16 protein-coding genes are annotated in these 16496 nt (G+C 63.1%); 4 read left to right on the top strand and 12 right to left on the bottom strand.

Going from position 1 to position 16496, the window contains the following annotated elements; genetic code table 11:
- The first annotated feature begins 5 nt into the window (after positions 1 to 5).
- Positions 6 to 1349 carry a phosphoglucosamine mutase gene (gene glmM, locus PARACOCCUSGL_RS0103540; protein WP_010393115.1) on the top strand — a complete coding sequence of 448 codons (1344 nt, stop codon included), beginning with the start codon at positions 6 to 8 and terminating at the stop codon, positions 1347 to 1349.
- Positions 1350 to 1400: 51 nt separating this feature from the next.
- On the opposite strand, the gene PARACOCCUSGL_RS0103535 is transcribed toward glmM, so the two are convergent.
- Genes PARACOCCUSGL_RS0103535 through dksA form a run of 3 tightly spaced genes read right to left on the bottom strand, consistent with a single transcriptional unit; the run spans position 1401 to position 3546 of the window.
- A complete protein-coding gene (locus PARACOCCUSGL_RS0103535) occupies positions 1401 to 2498 on the bottom strand; it encodes an FAD-dependent oxidoreductase (protein WP_369750404.1) in 1098 nt (365 codons plus the stop codon).
- Positions 2499 to 2512: 14 nt separating this feature from the next.
- Entirely contained in the window at positions 2513 to 3091 is a 579-nt protein-coding gene (locus PARACOCCUSGL_RS0103530) for a DJ-1/PfpI family protein (RefSeq protein ID WP_010393108.1), read from the bottom strand.
- 32 nt (positions 3092 to 3123) lie between these two features.
- Positions 3124 to 3546, bottom strand: coding sequence for an RNA polymerase-binding protein DksA (gene dksA / locus PARACOCCUSGL_RS0103525; RefSeq protein ID WP_010393107.1), 423 nt, complete (start codon positions 3544 to 3546; stop codon positions 3124 to 3126).
- Positions 3547 to 3709: 163 nt separating this feature from the next.
- On the opposite strand from dksA, the gene PARACOCCUSGL_RS0103520 reads away from it, so the two are divergent.
- Positions 3710 to 4549, top strand: coding sequence for a MoxR family ATPase (locus PARACOCCUSGL_RS0103520; protein WP_010393105.1), 840 nt, complete (start codon positions 3710 to 3712; stop codon positions 4547 to 4549).
- Positions 4546 to 4986, top strand: a complete 441-nt coding sequence (locus tag PARACOCCUSGL_RS0103515; RefSeq protein ID WP_010393102.1) for a GNAT family N-acetyltransferase — start codon at positions 4546 to 4548, stop codon at positions 4984 to 4986. The genes PARACOCCUSGL_RS0103520 and PARACOCCUSGL_RS0103515 overlap by 4 nt, the downstream gene beginning before the upstream one ends.
- A gap of 57 nt (positions 4987 to 5043) precedes the next feature.
- On the opposite strand, the gene PARACOCCUSGL_RS0103510 is transcribed toward PARACOCCUSGL_RS0103515, so the two are convergent.
- The 9 genes from PARACOCCUSGL_RS0103510 to sucC form a co-directional block, all read right to left on the bottom strand.
- A complete protein-coding gene (locus PARACOCCUSGL_RS0103510) occupies positions 5044 to 5538 on the bottom strand; it encodes a lytic transglycosylase domain-containing protein (protein WP_029371430.1) in 495 nt (164 codons plus the stop codon).
- A 148-nt stretch (positions 5539 to 5686) separates the two neighbouring features.
- Positions 5687 to 7081 (bottom strand): dihydrolipoyl dehydrogenase, encoded by a 1395-nt coding sequence (gene lpdA, locus PARACOCCUSGL_RS0103505; protein WP_010393099.1) that lies wholly within the window; start codon positions 7079 to 7081, stop codon positions 5687 to 5689.
- 50 nt (positions 7082 to 7131) lie between these two features.
- Positions 7132 to 7524 carry an MAPEG family protein gene (locus PARACOCCUSGL_RS0103500; RefSeq protein ID WP_010393098.1) on the bottom strand — a complete coding sequence of 131 codons (393 nt, stop codon included), beginning with the start codon at positions 7522 to 7524 and terminating at the stop codon, positions 7132 to 7134.
- Positions 7524 to 7781 (bottom strand): hypothetical protein, encoded by a 258-nt coding sequence (locus PARACOCCUSGL_RS0103495; protein ID WP_010393096.1) that lies wholly within the window; start codon positions 7779 to 7781, stop codon positions 7524 to 7526. The genes PARACOCCUSGL_RS0103500 and PARACOCCUSGL_RS0103495 overlap by 1 nt, the downstream gene beginning before the upstream one ends.
- Positions 7782 to 7922: 141 nt before the next feature.
- Positions 7923 to 9467 (bottom strand): 2-oxoglutarate dehydrogenase complex dihydrolipoyllysine-residue succinyltransferase, encoded by a 1545-nt coding sequence (gene odhB, locus PARACOCCUSGL_RS0103490; RefSeq protein WP_029371428.1) that lies wholly within the window; start codon positions 9465 to 9467, stop codon positions 7923 to 7925.
- Between the two features lie 2 nt (positions 9468 to 9469).
- A complete protein-coding gene (locus PARACOCCUSGL_RS0103485; RefSeq protein WP_010393093.1) occupies positions 9470 to 12436 on the bottom strand; it encodes a 2-oxoglutarate dehydrogenase E1 component in 2967 nt (988 codons plus the stop codon).
- Between the two features lie 21 nt (positions 12437 to 12457).
- A complete protein-coding gene (locus PARACOCCUSGL_RS0103480; protein WP_010393092.1) occupies positions 12458 to 13618 on the bottom strand; it encodes a glycosyltransferase family 2 protein in 1161 nt (386 codons plus the stop codon).
- Positions 13619 to 13824: 206 nt separating this feature from the next.
- On the bottom strand, positions 13825 to 14709 hold the full coding sequence (gene sucD, locus PARACOCCUSGL_RS0103475; RefSeq protein WP_010393091.1) for a succinate--CoA ligase subunit alpha: 885 nt from the start codon (positions 14707 to 14709) through the stop codon (positions 13825 to 13827).
- Between the two features lie 4 nt (positions 14710 to 14713).
- Positions 14714 to 15907: an ADP-forming succinate--CoA ligase subunit beta gene (sucC, locus tag PARACOCCUSGL_RS0103470; RefSeq protein WP_010393090.1), complete on the bottom strand. Its 1194-nt coding sequence runs from the start codon at positions 15905 to 15907 to the stop codon at positions 14714 to 14716.
- Positions 15908 to 16236: 329 nt separating this feature from the next.
- Between sucC and PARACOCCUSGL_RS0103460 the strand changes: the two genes are divergently transcribed.
- Positions 16237 to 16496: hemolysin-type calcium-binding region (locus PARACOCCUSGL_RS0103460; protein ID WP_010393088.1), on the top strand; the 260-nt coding region annotated here is incomplete at its 3' end.

Here is a 16496-nt window from a genome sequence, read left to right as displayed (position 1 = left end):
TAAAGATGGGCAGGAAACTTTTTGGTACCGATGGTGTCCGGGGCAGGGCAAATACTCATCCCATGACGGCCGAGATGGCGCTGCGGCTTGGTGCCGCCGCCGGGCGCTATTTCCGTCGCAAGGGCGAAGATCACCACCGCGTCGTCATTGGCAAGGACACCCGCCTGTCGGGTTATATGCTGGAAAACGCCCTGACGGCAGGGCTGACCTCGACCGGGATGAATGTCCTGCTGCTCGGCCCGGTGCCGACGCCTGCGGTGGGCTATCTGACCCGCTCGATGCGGGCGGATGTGGGCATCATGATCTCGGCCAGCCACAACCCGGCCCATGACAACGGCATCAAGTTCTTTGGTCCTGACGGTTTCAAACTGTCTGACGAGGCCGAGGCCGAAATCGAGTCGATTGTCGCAGGCGAAATCGAACCCGCCCAGCCCCAGAACATCGGCCGCGCCAAGCGCATCGACGATGGGCGTGGGCGCTATGTCGAATACGCCAAGACCACCTTTCCGGCCGGTCAGCGGCTGGAGGGGCTGAAGGTCGTGATCGACTGCGCCAATGGCGCCGCCTATCGCGCCGCACCCGATGTGCTGTGGGAACTGGGCGCCGAAGTGATCCCGCTGGGCGTCAGCCCGAACGGCTATAACATCAACGACGAAGTTGGTTCGACCCACCCCGAAGCCTGCGCCCGCGCCGTCGTCGAACATGGGGCTGATCTGGGGATCACTCTGGACGGCGACGCCGACCGGGTGATGATCGTTGATGAAAAGGGCAAGGTGGCTGACGGCGACCAGATCATGGCGCTGCTTGCCGATCGCTGGGCCACACAGGGCCGGCTGCGCGGCGGCGCTCTGGTGGCGACGGTGATGTCGAACCTGGGGCTTGAACGGTTCCTGCAAGGGCGTGGGCTGCGGCTTGAGCGTACCGCCGTCGGTGACCGCTATGTGGTCGAGCGGATGCGCGGCGCGGGCTTTAACCTGGGGGGTGAGCAGTCGGGCCATATCGTGATGACCGATTATGCAACCACAGGCGACGGGCTGATCGCCAGCCTGCAATTCCTTGCCGCGCTGGCTGACAGTGGTAAACGCGCCTCGGAACTGGTGGCGCAGTTTGAGCCGGTGCCGCAATTGCTAAAGAACGTGCGCTATGCCGCAGGGGCCGATCCGTTGTCGCAGGACAGCGTCCGGGCCGAAATCGCCCGGGCCGAAGAGCGGCTGAACGGTCAGGGACGGGTGCTGATCCGAAAATCCGGGACGGAGCCGCTGATCCGGGTCATGGCCGAGGCCGAGGACGAAACCGTCCTGCGCGAAGTCGTGGAAAACATCGTCGCAGCGGTCGAGCAATTCGCCTGACCTGTCCGCAGGTGCCGGAATAGGGCTGAGGGGGTCGTCTTGCCGACCCTCTCAGACCACGGTGGTCGGGTCGTAATCGTAAAGCCAGGCAAAACGCCGGATCATGCTGCCCGGCGCAAGCCGCGAAACTGCGCGCAACCCGGCATGGGCGACGGCACGGGTCGGGCCGCGCAGATGGTAATTGCGGGCATTGGCATTGGCGGCCTCGACGATGCGCTGGCAGCGCGGCTGGCGCAGGGCCTGGAACCGCGCCAGTGCCGACTGTTGGTCAGAATCGGCGGCAAGGCAGGCGGCCAGTACCCAGGCATCCTCAATCGCCATCACCGCGCCTTGGGCCATAAAGGGCAGGGTCGGATGCGCGGCGTCTCCGATCAATGCGCGGCGACCATCCTGCCAATGGGCGGCGACGGTGTGGCGGAACAGCCCCCAGATGCTGGCCTCATCGACGCGGGCCAGCCATTCCGGCACAGGACCGCCAAAACGGGCGAAGGCGGCGCGCAGTTCGGCCGGATCGCCGGCAATCGACCAGCCTTCTTCTCTCCAGTCCGGGCGTTCGACGACGGCGACGATATTGCGCAGACCCGCACCAAGCGGATAGCTGACCAGATGCCGACCCGGACCCATGAAGACCTGTGCCACCGGCGCTGCATCAGGTTCTGCCGGGATCAGCGTCCGCCATGCGGTCTGGCCGGTAAAGAAGGGGGTTTCGATGCCGTTAAGTTCGGACCGAAGTCGGCTTTTCACCCCGTCCGCACCGATGAGCAGCGGCACATCGGGTATGTCGGTGACCTGATGCCCGGTCTTGATCTGTACACCCGCCTCGCGCGCGGCTGTTTCGAGTATTGCAAGCAGCTTGGCGCGGTGGACAAGGCGAAAGTGGTCGGCTGGGCGGTGGCGGGCCAGATCAAGTACTGCGACCGTTCGCCCGACGGAATCATGCAGTTCGACCCGACGCGAAGGTACGGAAATTTCCTCGAATCGCGGCCAAAGCCCAAGCGCCTCGATCACCCTCACCGCATTGGGTGAGATCTGCAATCCTGCGCCGACCTCTCGCAACGCGGCAGCACGTTCCAGCACCGTCACCTGATAGCCGCGTTGCGCCAAGGCACAGGCAGCGGTCAGACCGGCGATTCCGGCCCCGATGATGATGACGGAACGGGGGTTCAGCGCATCACCTCGGCGCTGGCGAGGGCGACAAAGCCTTCGACCTGATCGGCAGGCAAGCCGGCAGCACGCATTACCCCGGCGGCAAAGGTCACGGGTGCGGAACCGGGCGCGGTGATGATGCCGCCATCGGCCACAGCATGGGGGACATCGCGGTAATGCGCCTGGGCTGCATAGCCGGACAGATGGCCTTGCAGAAACTCCAGCCCGTTCGAGGTATGTGCCCGCCCGTCCAGCAGTCCGGCGCGCCCAAGTGCCAGCGTGGCACCGCAGATGCCAGCGATGGTCTGACCGCGGTCATGGGCGGCACGCAGCATTTCACCCAGATCGGGGGCATCGTCGCGCAGCCAGCTGTCGCCGCCGCAAAGGACGATCACCTCATCCCCGTGCGGTGTGGCGTCGGCAAGCCCGGTCACCGGCAACCCGCCCATCGAGCGCAGGTTGCCGCCGCCGGGCGTGACATAGCGGACGTCGAGCCCGTAGAAACTTGCGCCGATACCAGAGATCTGCGCTGTCTCCCAATCGGCGAACCTGTCGAGCAACAGGATCATCACGGGTTTCATGGACTTGTCCGGCATGTCATTCTCCCCGGTTCGGGGCGTCCCAGGGCCTAGTCGTCGCGGTGCACACGCTCGCGACGCTCGTGCCGCTCTTGCGCCTCCAGCGTCATGGTCGCGATCGGGCGCGCATCCAGCCGCTTAAGGCTGATCGGCTCACCCGTCATTTCGCAATAGCCGTATTCGCCGGTCTCGATTCTCCGCAGTGCTGCGTCGATCTTGGCGACCAGCTTGCGCTGACGGTCGCGGGTACGCAGCTCAAGCGAGCGGTCGGTTTCTTCGGACGCACGGTCGGCGAGATCGGGCACATTGCGCGCGCTGTCCTGCAGACCTTCGAGTGTCTCGGCAGATTGATCCAGAAGTTCCTGCTTCCATGCAATCAGTTTGCGGCGGAAATATTCAAGTTGCCGCTCGTTCATGAAAGGTTCGTCTTCGGCGGGGCGATAATCTTCAGGCAGAAAGATCTGGGCTTTCATCGTTCCTCCGGCATCCGGGCGGCTTGTATGCCCGGACCTTGCGGCCCCCTTAAAGTATGGCAGGGGAATTGTCACTAGCCCTTTCCGTTCCGCCTTGCCCCGCCAGCTTGCAGAGCGGGTCTCTGCTGGCTAGGGTCGCGCAGATTGCGCAAAGGACAGGCGGATGCAGTTTTCCTCGACCGAAACCTATGTGGCACCCCCCGATCTCGCCATGGCCGTGAATGCGGCGATCACGCTTGAGCGGCCCTTGCTGGTCAAGGGAGAGCCGGGCACGGGCAAGACCGAGCTGGCGCGGCAGGTTGCCGCAAGCCTGAATCTGCCCATCGTTGAATGGCATGTGAAATCGACCACGCGCGCCCAGCAGGGGCTTTACGAATATGATGCCGTGTCGCGGCTGCGGGACAGCCAGCTTGGTGATCCGCGCGTGCATGACATCGCCAACTATATCCGCAAGGGCAAGCTGTGGCAGGCCTTCGATGCGGAAAGCAAGGTCGTGCTGCTGATCGACGAGGTCGATAAGGCCGATATCGAATTTCCCAATGACCTCTTGCAGGAACTCGACCGCATGGAGTTCCATGTCTACGAGACCGGAGAGACCGTGCGCGCCCGCCACCGGCCCGTGGTCATCATCACCTCGAACAATGAAAAGGAACTGCCCGACGCGTTTCTGCGCCGCTGTTTTTTCCACTACATCCGGTTCCCTGATGCAGAGACGCTGAAGCGTATCGTCGAGGTGCATTACCCCGGGCTCAAGCGCCGCATTCTTGACGAGGCGCTGAGCCAGTTCCTTGAACTGCGCGAGGTGCAGGGGCTTAAGAAAAAACCCTCGACCAGCGAGCTTTTGGACTGGCTCAAGCTGATCCTTGCCGAAGACCTTGCCCCCGAGGACCTGCGCCGCCCGGCCGGAGAGATGCTGCCCCGGCTGCATGGTGCGCTGCTTAAGAACGAACAGGATGTGGCGCTGTTCGAACGGCTGGCCTTTATGGCGCGGAGACAGAGGTGATCCGTCCCCTTCGCCCTCAGGATCGCAGGGGTTGGCAGCGTCTCTACGAGGGCTATCAGGCCTTTTATGGTTTTGCTGACCGCCCGGCTGAATTCTATGACCGCGCCTTTGCCAGACTGACCTCGGGTGAGGCGCGTGACTTTCACGGGCTGGTGGCCGAGGTCGATGGCCGGCTGGTCGGGCTGACCCATTACGTCTTTCACCCCAACCTGTGGCGCGATGAGGGGGTCTGCTATTTGCAGGACCTGTTCACCTCGTCCGAGGCACGGGGCAGGGGTGTTGCCCGCGCGCTGATCGAGGCCGTTTATGAGGCGGCGGATGCTGCCGGCGTGCCTGCGGTCTATTGGCTGACGGCCGAGGACAATTATCCGGCCCGGATGCTATATGATCGGGTGGCGGCGAAATCGCCCTTTATCCGCTACAACCGCAAGCTTTGACCAAACGAAAAGGGCGGCCCCGTAAGACCGCCCTTTCCAGATCTGCTGTCCCTCGCCTTAGCGCAGGCCGGTTTCTTTCAACAGGCCCTTGCGCTTGGCTTCGTAGTAATACCCGCGGGCATACCATTTCACCGCGGCATCCTTGTTCCCGCCCGAGACCAGATAGGCCCCGCGCAGATATTTGACGCCGTATTTCAGGTTCGTTTCGGCATCCAGCAGGCCAGCGGCAGAGCCGCGATACCCCATGCCCCGCGCGGTGGCGGGCAGGATTTGCATCAGCCCATAATAGGGACCGTTGCGGGCGCCGGGCCGGTGGCGCGATTCGCGGATGATGACGCGATGCACCAGATCAACCGGCACGTCGTATTCCGCAGCGTATTTGTTGATCAGCCGACGCAGCTCGGGTGTCTCGTTGGGATGCAGGTTCGCAACCTCGGCGGCCGAGGCGCGCGGTTCGACCAGATACCGGCGGTCGGGATCCACCCGGTTGTCGCCGCAGGCGCCGAGAGCCAGAACGCTGCCCAGCACCAACAGTCCGATCATGGATTTCATGACTGCCCCTTGTCTTGGTGATTGTCCAAGGGATTAGCCGGGTCCGGGTCCGGGATGGTAATCAAAAGAATGGACCGCCCGGGGTGCGGACGGTCCATCGGCGAAAACCCGCCACACGCTGCGGCGGGTTTAGGTGAAGTTTCGCCGATCAGGCGTGAATAGCACCGTCACCGCAGGCCAGAGCCGCCTCACGCACCGCCTCCGAGCAGGTCGGGTGGGCGTGACAGGTCAGCGCGATGTCCTGAGCAGAGGCACCGAATTCCATCGCAACGCAGACCTCGTGAATCATCTCGCCAGCGTTCGGGCCGATGATATGGCAGCCAAGCACCCGGTCGGTGTCGGCATCGGCGATCATCTTGACGAAGCCTTCGGCCTGGAACAGCGCCTTGGCGCGTGCGTTGCCCATAAAGGGGAACTTGCCGACCTTGATCTTGCGGCCGTTGGCCTTGGCGGCCTCTTCGGTCAGGCCGACCGAGGCGACCTCAGGCGTGGTATAGATCACGCCGGGGATGACGTCGTAATTCACATGGCCATGTTTGCCGGCGATGACCTCGGCAACTGCCATGCCTTCGTCCTCGGCTTTGTGGGCCAGCATCGGACCGGGCACCGCGTCGCCGATGGCATAAATGCCCGGCACGCTGGTCTGCCAATGCTTGTCGATCTGAACAAAGCCGCGATCGGTCAGCGCGACCCCGACCTTGTCGAGGCCAAGGCCGGTGACATAGGGGCGGCGGCCGGTGGCGACCAGCACGCATTCGGCCTTGATCTCATGCTCGCTGTCGTCCTTGCGCAGCTTGTATTTGACCTCGGCCTTGCCCTTTTCGACCTCGACCTCTTGCACGGCGGCGCCAAGAACGAATTTCAGACCCTGCTTGGCCAGGATGCGCTGGAACTGCTTTTGCACCTCGCCATCCATACCGGGGGTGATAGCGTCGAGATATTCGACAACAGTCACCTCGGCGCCCAGACGGGCATAGACCGAACCAAGCTCAAGGCCGATCACGCCGGCACCGATCACCACCATTGATTTCGGGATCTTGGGCAGGGACAGCGCGCCGGTGGAATCGACGACGATGCCAGCCGCGTTATCGACCTCGACCCCTTTCAGGCTCGCCGGTTCCGAGCCCGAGGCGATAACGATGTTCTTGGTTTCGTGAACGGTGTCGCCGACCTTGACCTTGCCGGGGGCCTCGATGCTGGCCCAACCCTTGAGCCAGTCGATCTTGTTCTTTTTGAACAGGAACTCGATGCCCTTGGTGTTCCCGCCGACCGTCTCGGCCTTATAGCCCTGCATCTTTTCCCAATCGACCTTGGGCTTGGCACCCATCAGGCCCATTTTCTCAAAATTCTCATGGGTTTCATGCAGCAGGTGGCTGGCATGGAGAAGCGCCTTTGAGGGAATGCAGCCCACGTTCAGGCAGGTCCCGCCCAGGGTTTCGCGCCCCTCGACGCAGGCGACCTTCAGCCCCAGCTGGGCGGCGCGGATCGCGCAGACATAGCCGCCGGGACCGGCGCCGATCACGATCAGATCATAGGTGGGCATTCGGGCTCTCCTTGCAGTTCACGGGCCGCGTGCGGCGCCGCTTGTTCGGTTCAGGTAAATAAGGTGATTACGATCATCACCAGGGTGGCGATGAACCCAGCCGCCCAGATGACCGATCGCCACGGCGACCAGCCAAAGGCATAGGCGGGAATGTAAAGCAGCCGCGCCAGCAGATAGGTCCACGAGCAAAGCACGGTCAGGGGTGAGCTGGCATCCGACAGGACCACCACCACCACGGCGATGGTAAACAGGATCAGCCCTTCGAAATGATTGTTCACCGCGCGGCGCAACCGTCCGGTCAGGGCCGAGAATTCGGGTTGTGTGTCGCGCGGGCTGGCGTTCCATGACACGCCCACGTCGCGGTTCATCGAGGCCGCGGCCAGACCGATCTGCACAGCTTGCAGCAGCGCGGCGAGGGCAAGGGCGGTGGTTTCGGCTACCATCACGCGGTCTCGACAAAGTGGAATTCGGTGGCCGAAACGCCGGCCTGGCTGTTAAAGACGCCGGCCGCCCCTTCAAGATACGCTTTGGCTTTCCCGGCGTCGCCGACCTGAAACAGCGCCCATGCGCTTTGATCGTTTTCCCGCCACAGCTGCAGCAGCGACAGGCCGTTACCGCCCCGATCTTCGGCATCCGCGTCAAAGGCGGTGCGGAAACGGGCGTATTCGGCAACGCGGTAATGGGCGATCATCTGGGCCATGGGACTCTCCTCTGTTTTTGGCGCATCTGCCCTGCGGGTTTCCGGGGCGCGGCGCCTTGCAACAGGTCAACGGGACAGGCCGGAAAGAGTTGCGCGGCGATCGGGCCGGGGGCAGTCGCGCCGCCCCCGACCCGTCAGAGATCAGAGATCCATCAGCAGGCGGCGCGGATCTTCGAGCGCCTCTTTTACGCGCACGAGGAAGGTCACGGCGCCCTTGCCGTCCACGATGCGGTGGTCATAGCTCAGCGCCAGATACATCATCGGACGGATAACGATCTGACCATCGACCACCACCGGGCGATCCTGGATCTTGTGCATGCCGAGGATACCCGACTGCGGCGGGTTCAGGATCGGCGAGGACATGAGCGAGCCATAGACGCCACCGTTCGAGATGGTGAAGGTGCCGCCCTGCATCTCGGCCATGGTCAGCTTGCCGTCGCGGGCGCGGGTGCCAAGCTCGGCGATTTCCTTCTCGATCTGGGCAAAGCTCTTGTGATCGGCGTCACGGACCACCGGCACAACCAGGCCGGACGGCGTGCCGACGGCAACACCCATATGGACAAAGTTCTTGTAGACGATGTCGCCGCCGTCGATTTCGGCGTTGACCTCGGGCACTTCTTTCAGCGCGTGGCAGCAGGCCTTCACAAAGAAGGACATGAAGCCCAGCTTGACTTTGTGCTTTTTCTCGAACTGGTCCTTGTAGGTGCTGCGCAGGTCCATGATGCCTTTCATGTCCACCTCGTTATAGGTGGTCAGCATCGCGGCGGTGTTCTGCGCGTCTTTCAGACGACGGGCGATGGTGGCGCGCAGGCGGGTCATCTTGACGCGCTCTTCGCGGGCGGCGTCCTCGGCCGAGCTGGGCGCACGCGGAGCTGCCGCAGGGGCAGGAGCGGCCGAGGCAGCAGGCGCGGCAGCGGCGCGCGCCACATCCTCTTTCATCACGCGGCCATCGCGGCCGGTGCCGGTCACGGCGTCGCGGTTGATACCGGCTTCGGCCATGGCTTTTTTGGCCGACGGTGCGTCCTCGACATCCTTGCGGGCGGCCGGTGCCTCAGCGCTGGGGGTACTGGGGGCCGGAGCTGCAGCGGCTGCAGCAGCAGGGGCGCTGGCTTCGGTCGCGGCACCGGCGGCACCTTCGGTGATGATCGCCAGACGGGCGCTGGCATCAACCGTCGCCCCTTCGGGGGCAAGGATTTCAGCCAGAACGCCAGCGGCAGGGGCCGGGACCTCGACCGAGACCTTGTCGGTTTCGAGCTCGCACAGCATCTCATCCTGCGCGACGGCATCGCCGACCTTTTTGAACCAGGTCGCAACCGTGGCTTCTGTCACGCTTTCGCCCAGGGTGGGCACCATCACATCGACGGATTTTCCGCTCATCTTCTTTTGTCCTTCCTGAGCCTTGGTGCCCGCATCAGCCTTGGGCAACATTTCTTCGGGGCCCGCATCGCCCTCTTCCATGATCTGCGCGAGCAGGGCGTTGGGTGCGACTACCGCGCCTTCGGGCGCGACGATCTCGGCCAGCTTGCCTGCCACGGGCGAGGGAACCTCGACCGTCACCTTGTCCGTTTCCAGCTCACACAGCATTTCATCCACCGCGACGCGGTCACCCGGTTTCTTGAACCAGGTGGCCACGGTCGCCTCGGATACCGATTCCCCTAGGGTGGGGACGCGTAGTTCCACTGCCATTATCAGGCCCCGACGGTGATGGCTTCTTGAACCAGCGCCTCTTGCTCGGCCTTGTGGCGCGAGGCCAGACCGGTTGCCGGAGAGGCGGCCGCGTTACGGCCGACATAGCGCGCGCGTGCGTGCCTGGCGCCGATGCGCGACAGAACCCATTCGATATTGGGTTCGACAAAGCTCCAGCCACCCTGGTTCTTGGGTTCTTCCTGACACCAGACGATCTCGGCGTTTTTAAAGCGCTCAAGCTCTTTGGACATGGTCTGGGCCGGGAACGGATAGAACTGCTCAAGCCGCAGGATATAGACATCGTCCGCACCAGCGGCGTCGCGCGCCTGAGCCAGATCGTAATAGACCTTGCCCGAACAGATCACCACGCGGCGGATCTTGTCATCGGCTGCCAGCTTGAATTCCGACTTGCCGCGATCGGCGTCGTCCAGCAGCACCCGGTTGAAGGTCGAGCCGGTCATGAACTCATCGGCCGACGAGACCGCCAGCGGGTGACGCAGCAGCGATTTCGGCGTCATCAGCACCAGCGGCTTGCGGAAGGGCCGCTTCAGCTGCCGGCGCAGGATGTGGAAGTAGTTGGCCGGTGTGGTGCAGTTCGCGACGATCCAGTTGTCCTCGGCGCAAAGCTGCAACCAGCGCTCAAGCCGGGCCGAGCTGTGCTCGGGGCCCTGACCTTCGTAGCCATGCGGCATCAGCATCACGAGGCCTGACATGCGCAGCCATTTCTTTTCACCCGAGGTGATGAACTGGTCGAACATGATCTGCGCGCCGTTGGCAAAGTCGCCGAACTGCGCTTCCCACATGACAAGGCTGTTCGGCTCGGCCAGCGAATAGCCGTATTCAAAGCCAAGCACCGCGTATTCCGACAGCATCGAGTCGATCACCTCGTAACGCGCCTGCCCGCCGCGGATGTGGTTCAGCGGGTAATAGCGTTCCTCGGTGGTCTGGTTGATAAAGGCCGAATGGCGCTGCGAGAAGGTGCCGCGGGTCGAGTCCTGACCTGCCAGACGCACCGGATGCCCCTCGGTCAGCAGCGAGCCAAAGGCCAGGGCCTCGCCCGTCGCCCAGTCGAAACCGGTGCCGGTCTCGAACATCTGTTTCTTGGCTTCCAGCAGGCGACCCACGGTCTTGTGCAGATCAAACCCTTCCGGCACGCGGGTCAGGGCTGCGCCGATCTCGGCCATGGTTTCGGGGGCGATACCGGTCTGGCCAAGGTTGTCTTCGGCATGTTCGGCCTCGATCCCCGACCACTTGCCGTCCAGCCAGTCGGCCTTGTTCGGCTTGTAGTTCTTACCGATCTCGAACTCTTCGTTCAGATGGGACTGGAAGGCGGCCTTCATCTCTTCGATCTCGCCCTCGGGGACCAGACCGTCAGCGACCAGACGCTCGGTGTAAAGCTGCAGAGTCGTCTTGTGGCCCTTGATCTTCTTGTACATCACCGGGTTGGTGAACATCGGCTCATCGCCTTCGTTGTGACCGAAGCGGCGATAGCAGAAGATGTCGATGACCACGTCCTTGTGGAATTTCTGACGGAACTCGGTCGCGACCTTGGCGGCATGAACAACCGCTTCGGGGTCGTCGCCGTTCACGTGGAAGATCGGCGCCTCGACCATCAGTGCGATGTCGGTGCAATAGGGCGAGGTACGGCTGAAATGCGGCGCCGTGGTAAAGCCGATCTGGTTGTTCACCACGATATGGATGGTGCCGCCAGTGCGGTGGCCGCGAATACCCGAAAGCTGGAAGCATTCGGCCACGATGCCCTGTCCGGCAAATGCCGCGTCGCCATGCAGCAGGATCGGCAGGACGGCGGTGCGATAGGTCTGGTCCGACAGTTGGTCCTGCTTGGCGCGGGCCTTGCCCAGCACGACCGGGTTCACCGCCTCAAGGTGCGAGGGGTTGGCGGTCAGCGACAGGTGCACGGTATTGCTGTCGAAGGTCCGGTCCGACGAGGCGCCGAGGTGGTATTTCACGTCGCCCGAGCCGTCCACGTCATCGGGCTTGTAGCTGCCGCCCTGGAATTCGTGGAAGATGGCGCGATAGGGTTTGCCCATCACATTGGCCAGAACCGACAGGCGGCCGCGGTGGGGCATGCCGATGACGATGTCCTTGACGCCAAGCGCACCCCCGCGCTTGATGATCTGCTCCATCGCCGGGATCAGCGCCTCACCACCGTCAAGGCCGAAACGCTTGGTCCCCATGTATTTGACATGCAGGAACTTTTCAAAGCCCTCGGCCTCGACCAGTTTGTTGAGGATGGCGCGGCGGCCTTCGCGGGTAAAGGCGATCTCTTTGCCATAACCCTCGATACGCTCTTTCAGCCATGCCGCCTGCTCGGGGTCCGAGATATGCATGTATTGCAGCGCGAAGGTACCGCAATAGGTGCGCTTCATCAGGTCAACGATCTGACGGATCGTGGCGATCTGCAGTCCCAGCACGTTGTCGATAAAGATGGGCCTGTCCAGATCGGCGTCGGTGAACCCGTAAGTCTTGGGATCAAGCTCGCCGTGATCGGGGATCTCGCGCATGCCAAGCGGATCCAGATCGGCGTGCAGATGGCCCCGGATGCGGAAGGCGCGGATCAGCATGATCGCGCGAATGCTGTCCAGAACCGCACGCTTAAGCTGCTCGTCCGACAGGCTGACGCCCTTTTCGGCGGCCTTGGTCGCGATCTTGTCCAGCGCCGCCTTGGCCTCGGCCTTGGGCAGCATGGGCCATTCGCCGGTCAGCGCGGCGGTGGTGTCGTCGGCCGGAACCGGCGGCCAGTCCGGACGCTGCCAGCTTGCGCCCCTGGCCTCGCGCGTGACGGTCGCCTCGTCATCGCCAAGGCTGCGGAAGAAGGCGTCCCACGCCTGATCCACCGCCTCGGGGTTCTTGGCCCACTGGCCATAAAGCTGCTCGACATAGGTCGCGTTGTGACCTTGCAGGAAGCTTGAATCGTGGAAGGCCGAATTGGGAGATTGATCGTTCATTGGCTTGCCTCCGGGAAATCCTTATCCGTTCACGCCCGGGTCGGGGGCGGTCGCATTGTTCTGGCCATGGCCGGGCAAAGTCCCGGTCATCAGCCGTGTCTGAAGATCCTGATACCATGCCTGCAGCCTTTCACGCGGCTGGCGCCACAGGGCGGGCAGGTTACGTCCGGCCAAAAGGGCCCCGCGCGTCTGTGGCAGGTTCCAGCGACCTCCGGCGAGGTCTTTTGGCAGCTCGGCCAGCGTCATGCGCAGATACCACAGTGCATAGCGGGCCAGATCGCGCCCGGGCTGGGCCGAATTGCGGCGGACGAAATAAGCGATGTTGAGCAGGGCGAGCGCGGCATTCACCCGCCGCCGGTCCCGACCTGCCGCAGCCTCAAGATGGTGGATCGGCGCGTCCGGGGCCATGGCAAGGATGCCGTGGCGACCAAGGCGATAGCTTGCATCCAGATCCTCGGCGATGGCACTGCCGACAAGCCCTTCGTCAAAAGGTTCGCGCAGCGCCACGGCCCGGCGCAGGGTCAGGGCAAAGCCGACGATGAAATCCAGCCGGACCAGCCCTTGTGGCAGGCTGGTATCGCCCTGCCAGCGCCGCTCGGGCGGGTCATAGGGCAGGAATCGCTGGTCTGCGGGGATCATCAGAAGATGGCGCAGGGCAAAGTCGATCACATGCCGTGCCAGTCCGCTTTGGCTGGAAAGCATCCGGTTTACGCGGCCGGTCTGCTTAAGCTCGCCCGCTTTGGCTGCTTGATGCGCCCAGAAAGTGTTGCAGGCCGAAATGGCGGCGATCCGCCCCTGGGTGTCGGCGCGGTAATGGGCCATGATCCGGCTTGCGCAGGCAGGATGCAAAAGCGCGTCGTCGTCGATCATGAACAGGATGTCGGCCCGCGCCAGAGCAACGGCCTGATTGCGCTGGACGGTCAGGGATTTGCGCTGTGCGGGCTCATAACTTAGCGGACAGCCGCCCATTTCAGCGATCACTGCCGCGACATTGTCGCGGTTCTGTGCCCAGTCCGCACTGGCATCGACGATGATAATTTCGGCCGGGCGCTCATCCGAAGCCAGCGCCGCGCGGACGCAATCGCACAGGATGCTGCCGCGATTATAGGTCGAAACACAAAGCGCCCAATCATTGGCGCGGGAGGGCAGGGGCGCACGGTCCTGAAGGGGTTCGACGGTCATGGCGTCTTACCCCAGGCAAAGGTGCAGGTGCCGGGCCAGGCGACGCGCAGGGCGGCGGGACCGTAACCGAGGCGGGATGCTTCGGCGGTTCTGGCGACGATCTGGCAACGACGGCGGTCCAATCTGGCACCTGTTAAAAGATCTGGCGCGGCCCCCAGTAAAGGTAGGCAGGGGCCACGCCCAAGTCAAAAGCCCTTGCGGTCAGGTCAGCGGCCGATCGCTTTCAGAACGGCGTCGCCCAGACCGGCGGGGCTGTCAGCAACGATGATCCCGGCCGATTTCATGGCCTCGATCTTCGATTCCGCGTCACCCTTGCCGCCCGAGACGATGGCGCCGGCATGACCCATGCGGCGGCCCTTCGGAGCGGTGCGGCCAGCAATAAAGCCAGCGGTCGGCTTCCATTTGCCTTTGCGCTTTTGCTCGGCCAGGAACTCGGCGGCCTCTTCTTCGGCCGAACCACCGATCTCACCGATCATGATGATCGACTCGGTCTCAGGGTCGTCGAGGAACATCTGCAGCACGTCGACATGGTCCAGGCCCTTGATCGGGTCGCCGCCGATGCCGACAGCGGTGGACTGGCCAAGGCCGACATCCGAGGTCTGCTTGACCGCCTCATAGGTCAGCGTGCCCGAGCGCGACACGACGCCGACCGAACCGCGCGAGAAGATCGAGCCGGGCATAATGCCGATCTTGCATTCGCCGGGGGTCAGGATGCCGGGGCAGTTCGGGCCGATCAGGCGCGATTTGCTGTCGCTCAGCGCGCGCTTGACCTTCATCATGTCGAGGACCGGGATACCCTCGGTGATGCAGACGATCAGCGGGATTTCGGCGTCGATCGCTTCAAGGATCGAGTCGGCCGCGAAGGGCGGCGGGACATAAATCACCGTGGCATCGGCGCCGGTTTTGGCCACGGCTTCGTGGACCGAGTCAAAGACCGGCAGGCCCAGATGCTCAGTGCCGCCCTTGCCCGGGGTCACGCCGCCGACCATCTGCGTGCCATAGGCGATCGCCTGTTCGGTGTGGAAGGTGCCCTGAGAACCGGTGATCCCCTGGCAGATGACTTTGGTGGCTTTGTTGACGAGAACGGCCATCTTCTTATCCTTTCACCGCTTTCACGATCTTCTGAGCCGCATCCGACAGGTCGTCGGCCGGGATCACATTCAGGCCCGAGTCGCGGATGATTTGCTTGCCCAGCTCGACGTTGGTGCCTTCAAGCCGCACGACCAGAGGCACTTGCAGCCCGACTTCCTTCACCGCGGCGATGATGCCTTCGGCGATGATGTCGCAACGCATGATGCCGCCAAAGATGTTGACCAGAATGCCTTTGACGTTCGGGTCCGAGGTGATGATCTTGAATGCCTCGGTCACTTTCTCTTTGGTGGCGCCGCCACCAACGTCGAGGAAGTTCGCGGGCTCGGCGCCGAACAGCTTGATGATGTCCATGGTGGCCATGGCCAGACCGGCGCCATTCACCATGCAGCCGATTTCGCCATCCAGCGCGATGTAGTTCAGGTCGAACTTGGATGCAGCGAGTTCCTTGGGATCCTCTTCGGTCTCGTCGCGCAGCGCGAGGACGTCGGGCTGGCGGTAGAGGGCGTTGTTGTCAAAGCCCATCTTGGCGTCGAGGCACTTGAGATTGCCGTCTTTCATCACGATCAGCGGGTTGATCTCCAGCATCTCCATGTCCTTTTCAAGGAACAGGCGATACAGGTTCTTGACCAGCTGGACGCATTGCTTGACCTGCGCACCCTTGAGGCCAAGGGCAAAGGCCACGCGGCGGCCGTGGAAATCCGAAAGGCCAGTCGCCGGATCGACGCTGAAGCTGACGATCTTTTCGGGGGTCGAGGCCGCGACCTCTTCGATATCCATGCCGCCTTCGGTCGAGGCGACGAAGCTGATGCGCGAGCTGCCGCGATCAACCAGAAGCGCGAGATACAGCTCGCGCTCGATGTCGCTGCCGTCCTCGATATAGATGCGGTTGACCTGCTTGCCGGCTTCGCCCGTCTGATGGGTGACGAGGGTGCGGCCCAGCATCTGACGGGTCAGCTCTTCGGCCTCCTCGACCGATTTCGCCAGACGGACGCCGCCCTTTTCACCGGCCTCTTTTTCCTTGAAGTGACCCTTGCCACGGCCGCCGGCATGAATCTGCGCCTTCACGACCCAGAGCGGGCCGTCGAGTTCCCCCGCCGCCGCCTTGGCCTCGTCGGCCTTCATCACCACCCGCCCGTCGGAAACCGGCGCGCCGTACTGGCGCAGCAGCGCCTTGGCCTGGTATTCATGGATGTTCATCGTGCTTCCCCGCAGTTGTCGGTTGGCCGGGCTTGTGCCACATTCCGCGTCGGCGCCAAAGCCCTATACAGGCCGAGTTGCATAAAATGAGCTGCTTTCCGCCTTTTGTGATCACACCTCTTGAGGCTGCGATCACAAAACTGCCGGCAGCCAGCCCCTGCCGTCGCGTCATCGTGGTGCGGCCGCGCGCCGTTTCGCTTCCAGGTCGCGCGGGGATGCGTTCGGGGTGAGAGTCAGACAAAATCGGCAAAATTGATTTCTTTTGACATCTCTTGGCCGGTGGTTTTTGGTCAGACGTCATTTGATGATCTATACTGAGAGATATTACCATGGCGACCATTAACGGCACCGATGGTGCGGATACCCTGACGGGTACTCCAGACGCCGACGTGATTAACGGACTTGCTGGCAATGATGTCATCACCGGCGGCAGTGGTAACGATACGCTGCGCGGCGGCTCTGGCGACGACACATTCCTGATCGGCGGTACCAGCCCGGGGACAGACATTTTTGACGGCGGCGACGGTGCTGACCGGATCCGCCTGAACGGCAATTTGACCGTCTCGAACCTGCAGTTGACCAGCGCCAA

Origin of the sequence: Paracoccus sp. TRP (assembly GCF_000185925.1) — a bacterium.
GTDB classification, from domain to species: Bacteria; Pseudomonadota; Alphaproteobacteria; order Rhodobacterales; family Rhodobacteraceae; genus Paracoccus; species Paracoccus kondratievae.
The sequence above is the reverse complement of the archived record's forward strand: the minus strand, read 5'-3'. Positions and strand labels throughout refer to the sequence as shown.

Coding starts and splice junctions, on each gene's coding strand:
- PARACOCCUSGL_RS0103485 (WP_010393093.1), bottom strand. CDS start 12,436: ATGAACGATCAATCTCCCAATTCGGCCTTCCACGATTCAAGCTTCCTG.
- PARACOCCUSGL_RS0103510 (WP_029371430.1), bottom strand. CDS start 5,538: ATGAAATCCATGATCGGACTGTTGGTGCTGGGCAGCGTTCTGGCTCTC.
- dksA (WP_010393107.1), bottom strand. CDS start 3,546: ATGAAAGCCCAGATCTTTCTGCCTGAAGATTATCGCCCCGCCGAAGAC.
- PARACOCCUSGL_RS0103520 (WP_010393105.1), top strand. CDS start 3,710: ATGCAGTTTTCCTCGACCGAAACCTATGTGGCACCCCCCGATCTCGCC.
- PARACOCCUSGL_RS0103530 (WP_010393108.1), bottom strand. CDS start 3,091: ATGCCGGACAAGTCCATGAAACCCGTGATGATCCTGTTGCTCGACAGG.
- sucD (WP_010393091.1), bottom strand. CDS start 14,709: ATGGCCGTTCTCGTCAACAAAGCCACCAAAGTCATCTGCCAGGGGATC.
- PARACOCCUSGL_RS0103495 (WP_010393096.1), bottom strand. CDS start 7,781: ATGGCCCAGATGATCGCCCATTACCGCGTTGCCGAATACGCCCGTTTC.
- glmM (WP_010393115.1), top strand. CDS start 6: ATGGGCAGGAAACTTTTTGGTACCGATGGTGTCCGGGGCAGGGCAAAT.
- PARACOCCUSGL_RS0103480 (WP_010393092.1), bottom strand. CDS start 13,618: ATGACCGTCGAACCCCTTCAGGACCGTGCGCCCCTGCCCTCCCGCGCC.
- lpdA (WP_010393099.1), bottom strand. CDS start 7,081: ATGCCCACCTATGATCTGATCGTGATCGGCGCCGGTCCCGGCGGCTAT.
- sucC (WP_010393090.1), bottom strand. CDS start 15,907: ATGAACATCCATGAATACCAGGCCAAGGCGCTGCTGCGCCAGTACGGC.
- PARACOCCUSGL_RS0103500 (WP_010393098.1), bottom strand. CDS start 7,524: ATGGTAGCCGAAACCACCGCCCTTGCCCTCGCCGCGCTGCTGCAAGCT.
- odhB (WP_029371428.1), bottom strand. CDS start 9,467: ATGGCAGTGGAACTACGCGTCCCCACCCTAGGGGAATCGGTATCCGAG.